The sequence below is a fragment of the Pseudoalteromonas sp. 19-MNA-CIBAN-0066 genome, from assembly GCF_040308705.1.
Classification (GTDB): Bacteria; Pseudomonadota; Gammaproteobacteria; order Enterobacterales; family Alteromonadaceae; genus Pseudoalteromonas; species Pseudoalteromonas nigrifaciens.
The window spans coordinates 1-1,113 of the sequence record NZ_JBEONZ010000089.1 but is presented as its reverse complement, the minus strand read 5'-3'; the positions used below and the strand labels follow the sequence as shown (position 1 = coordinate 1,113).

Genomic DNA, 1,113 nt, shown 5'->3' with positions numbered 1-1,113 from the left:
AGCATTAAACCAACAATAAAAATATCTAACTTTAAATTACCACTCACGACAGCTTCCTAATTTGAAATAAATATAACGCCTCACTAATAGGCAAATAATAGTTGGTTAAAATAAGCGACGAAGGAGCAAAAACCAACTGTTATTTGTCCTTTTGAGTGACTTGTTAGCAGTTTTTACACCTTTTCCTGTTGCTTCTTATATTCGGCAAACCTCTCTTCATCTGCCTTTCGCTGAGCCTCACGATCTTTTGATGTATAAGTATTAACGTGTAGCTTTTTAGATGAAGAGTTAGTCATTCTTTCAAATTGTTCTCTGAGTTTCTTTAAATCTCCAGCCATTTTATGCAGGGGATCTCCGCCTCCAATTTCAGTAATTCCTTTTAGCTCAGCAAAATCAATAGTTAACTCATTGGAATAATCATTACCTTCAACGTCTGTATAAGAAACAACTATTTTGAAAAATGGAGTAAAAATATCATCGCCTTCAAGCTTCCCTTTTAACTCAAAAAAACTAAACAAAAAGCTATCTACCTTTTGATTAATTCCTAATGAGTGCATGCCGTTAGAAAAAATATGAAGTTTTAAAAAAAGGTCAACTATTACATTTTCACCTTCGGAAATTTCAGCTCCGTCTTTATCAATAAACTTAAAACTTACATTTCGAGCAATACCTTTTCCTAGGTTACTCACATTAACCATCATCAAATTAAAGGATATTTCACTATTTTTAAGAGTGACTGAAACACTAGGTCTTATATTTTCTTTTCTAAGAGAGTTAACTTGCTCTATTTGAGCTTCCCTTAAGTACCAAGTTTCTTTAGCTAAGATAAAGGTTAAAACAGCTATAGCAACAGTAGCTAACGCAGAGACCCATGAGGATAATGAGTCAGCAGTTAAAATTGAGGATAACTGAATTTGGCTACCAGCCACTATTCCAAGTATGAAAATTAGCGGAGCACTTACAAGCCCGATAACTGACATTAAAGGAATCAAACTTCTCTCATTTTTCCGTTTACTCATAGCTTCCCTTAAACTGCTAACAATTTAATAGTGCGCTCATCGCGCATATTTCTGCCGACTAAACGCTCATTTGTCTACTCTATATAGTTTTAAC

At 34.1% G+C, this 1,113-nt stretch carries 1 protein-coding gene; it reads right to left on the bottom strand.

What is annotated here, in order from left to right:
- Positions 1 to 173 precede the first annotated feature (173 nt).
- Positions 174 to 1,019, bottom strand: a complete 846-nt coding sequence (locus tag AAEZ18_RS18290) for a DUF8453 domain-containing protein (RefSeq protein WP_350547123.1) — start codon at positions 1,017 to 1,019, stop codon at positions 174 to 176.
- Between the last annotated feature and the right edge of the window lie 94 nt (positions 1,020 to 1,113).